Source organism: Variovorax sp. 20P10.2.4, assembly GCF_058244205.1.
Map to the genome: position 1 here is coordinate 1 of NZ_JBZAYE010000695.1, position 3,601 is coordinate 3,601.

2 protein-coding genes are annotated in these 3,601 nt (G+C 72.3%); both read right to left on the bottom strand.

Annotated elements, in window-relative coordinates; genetic code table 11:
* Positions 1 to 2,132: UvrD-helicase domain-containing protein (locus AC27VN_RS35800; protein WP_490879698.1), on the bottom strand; the 2,132-nt coding region annotated here is incomplete at its 3' end.
* Positions 2,129 to 3,601, bottom strand: a 1,473-nt coding sequence (locus AC27VN_RS35805; RefSeq protein ID WP_490879699.1) for a PD-(D/E)XK nuclease family protein, incomplete at its 5' end; no start/stop codon positions are given. The genes AC27VN_RS35800 and AC27VN_RS35805, both read right to left, overlap by 4 nt.

Below are 3,601 nucleotides of genomic sequence, written 5' to 3' on the forward strand. Positions count from 1 at the left end.
ATCGCGTCGAGCGCATCGTGCGGCGGCAGCGTGGCCAACCAGCGCTGCCAGCGCTTGAGACGCGGCGCGGCCTCGGCCAGCGCGGCCGGCAGGTCCTCGCCGGTCTGCAGCAGCCGGAACCAGCTCCAGCCCGGCAGCGCGCGCTGGCGCAGCGCCAGTTGCACCAGGTCGTCGTCGCCGATGCCGAACAGCGGCGACTTGAGCGCGCGCGCCAGCGAAAGGTCGTGCGCGGGCGAGACCAGCGCATCGATCAGCGCCACCATGTCCTGCACCTCGGGCGCATCGTGCAGCTCGTTCTTCTCGGGCTGCTGCACCGGGATGTGGCGCTGGCGCAGCGCGTCCTGCATCGCGGCGAGCCGGCTGCGGCGGCGCGACAGCACCATGATCTGCCGCGGCGGCGTGCCGTCGGCGATCAGCTGCGCGATCCAGCGCGCGGCCTGCTCGCATTCCTTCTGCAGCAATTGCTCCTCGGGCAGCACACGCGGCGTGACCAGGCTGTCGCGCCAGTGCAGCATGCCGTCGTCGGCCGGTGCCGCTTCGGCCGCGGCCTCGGCGGCATCGCGCTCGATGGCCGGCAGCTTCAGCAACGCGCCCTCGTCGCTGCGCTCGGTGGTGTGGGCACGGAAGCCGTCGAACTCGCCGGCCTCCTGCGCGGCCAGCATGGCCTGGTTGACCAGGCCCACGACGGCGCGCGCATTGCGGTGCGTGTGGTCGCAGTTGAGCAGCTCGCCGCCCAGACCTTCGCGCACGAACTTCTTCGCGGCGATGAAGACCTGCGGCTCGGCGCGGCGGAAGCGGTAGATGCTCTGCTTCGGATCGCCCACGACGAACACGCGCGGCGCGCTGCCGCCCGCGCCCACGTAGGCGCTGAGCCAGCCGTAGAGCGCCTGCCACTGCAGCGGGTTGGTGTCCTGGAACTCGTCGATCAAGAGGTGCGCGATGCGCGCATCGAGCCGCTCCTGCACCCAGCCCGAGAGCGCCGACTGGCCCAGCAGCAGTTGCGCGGCCTGCTCGACGTCGTTCATGTCGACCCAGCCATGAGCCCGCTTGACGCCCGCGAAGGCATCGATCAGCAGGCGCGTGAGCCGCGTCATGCGCTGCTGATAGAGCCAGGCCGCGTGCTGGGCCTGCGCGGCGCACAGCAGCTGCAGCTCGGCCTCGGCCTCCTGCGCAGCCGGGTACTTCTGCAGGTTCTTGTTGAGCCGGTCTTCGGTCGCGACGAAGAAGCTCTTGCGCAGCAGCGCGAGCGCCGACGGCAGCGCGGACTCGGCCGGCTCGCCGGTGCCGAAGATGTCGATGACGGCCTCGGCCGCCTTCTGCGGCGTCTTGTTGGTCTCGCGGCCGAGCGCGGCGGCGCGGTCGAGCCAGCGCCGACGCACGGCCTCGCCGCGCAGCGCGTCGGTCGGCGTGTCGAAGCCGGCCAGCGCCGGATGCAGGTCGGCGAAATGCCGCACCGCCTCGGCCGGTTCGGCGAGCGAGAACTCCACGCGCCGCGTGAGCGCCTCGCCGAGCGCCTTGGCGGTCTGCGAGCGGCCGTAGGTGGCGACCACCGCGTAGTAATCGGCCAGCGCGTCGGGGTCGGCGGTCACGGCCTCGAAGAAGGGGCGCCAGGTGCGCGAGCGCGCCTCGGCATCGTCCTCGAGCAGTTCGTAGTTCGACGGCAGGCCGAGCTCGCGCAGCACCGCGAGCGGCGCATTGCGCAGCAGGCCCGCGAACCAGGCGTGGAAGGTGCGGAACTGCACCGGCCGGCCGCCCTCGAGCAGTTGCCGGTACAGGCCCTTGAGGCGCGGCGCGGCCGCCAGCGCCTCGGCCGGCGGCATGCCGCGCATCACGAGTTCCTCGACCAGCTCCTCGGGCTCGCGCTCGGCGAAGGTCTCGAGCCACTGGTCGAGCCGCTCGCGCATCTCGCCCGCGGCCTTCTTGGTGAAGGTGATGGCGAGGATCTCGTGCGGCTGGCAGGCGTTGGCGCCGTCGTCGAGCAGCGCGCGCACGATGCGCGACACCAGCATCCAGGTCTTGCCCGCGCCCGCGCAGGCCTCGACCGCCACCGAGCGCCGCGGATCGCAGGCAACGGTGTAGAAGGCCTCGCGCGGCACGCGCTGGCCGTTGTGTTCGTAGGCGGCGCCGTTCATGGCGTGCTCCCCTGCAGCACGGCGGCGCCGGCATCGTCGCTCCAGAAATCCTTGCGGCACAGGCCGCGCGCGGTGCAGTGCTCGCACACCGTGCCCTCGCCCAGCGGCGGCAGCGGCGTGCCTTCGGCGATGCGCCGGAAGTCGTCGAGGATGCCGGCCACCAGCGCATCGCGCGCCTGCACCACCACCGGCTGCTCCACCGTCTGCGTGCCCGAGGACTTCTCGCCCACGTTGACGTAGGCCGCGCGCAGCGTGTCGTCGGCCACCAGCGCGGCATAGAAGGCCAGCTGCGTGTCCTCGGTCGGTTCCTTCACGCGCTCCTTGGTCACGGCCGAGGACTCGGTCTTGTAGTCGATCACGAAGGGCTGGCCATCGGGCATGCGGTCGATGCGGTCGAGCCGGCCCACCAGCTGCAGCGCGCCCAGCGGCTGCTCCTTCCAGGGTTCGGACTCGACGAAGACCGCGCCCGCGGCCTCGTGGCCCGCGAGCCAGTCGAGGTAGCCGTCGCGCACCGCGGGCCAGGCCGCGGCGAAGGGCAGGAACTCGGCATCCGACAGGCCGTACTCGCGCGTGGCGCGCACGGCCGCGTCCTCTATGAAGCGCAGGCGCTCACCGGCATCGACGGAGGGCGTCTGCTGCAGCGTCTCGTGGAAATGGCCGAGCACCGCATGCAGCCAGTTGCCGAAGTCGCGCTTATCGACCTCGGCATCGAGCTCGTCGGCGCTGCGCAGGCCGAGCTGGCGCAGCGCGAAGAAGCGGTAGGGACAGCGGCGCAGGTCCTCGTAGACGCTGGTCGACACGTTGCGCAGCGGCAGCAGCGCGCCCGAGGGCGTCGGATAGAGGGTGGGACGCACGGGCACTTCGCGCCGTGTGCGCGGATCGTCGGTGAACGCGAGCGCATGGTCGAGCTCGAGGCCCTGCACCAGCGGGCTGGGCCGCACGGGCTCGCCGCTGGCATCGGCACTGCGCCACAGCAGTTCGCACCAGGGATTGCACAGGGCCGCGTTCCAGGCCGCGCGCTGCGCCACCTCGAGCGCTTCGCGCGAAGGCAGGCCGAGCTCGAGCCGCTGCGCGGCGCTCCAGTTGCCAGGCGGCTCGGGCGATGCGGGCAGGCGGCGGTCGTCGCAGCCCGGGATCACGATCGCGCCGAAAGCCCGGCCCAGCAGCTGATGCAAGGGCAGCACGATCACCTGCGGTATCTCGCCATTGACGGGCGGCACGAAGCTCGCGTCCTCGAGCACGTCGCGCACCCAGGCCGTGAATTCGGACAGCGTGTGACGGCCGCCAGGAAAAGCCTCGTCGTCGCCGTGCGCGCCGGCATCGAGCCACAGTGCCGAGATCACCTTGCCGCCCGCGAGGTCGGCCTCGAGCGGCTCCCACTGGCCGGCCGCCTCGAGCAGCGCGCGCAGCGCGATCAGCCACTCGGCAAGCGGGCGCGAGCGCGCCCTCGGCGCGCGGCGGGCCTCGAT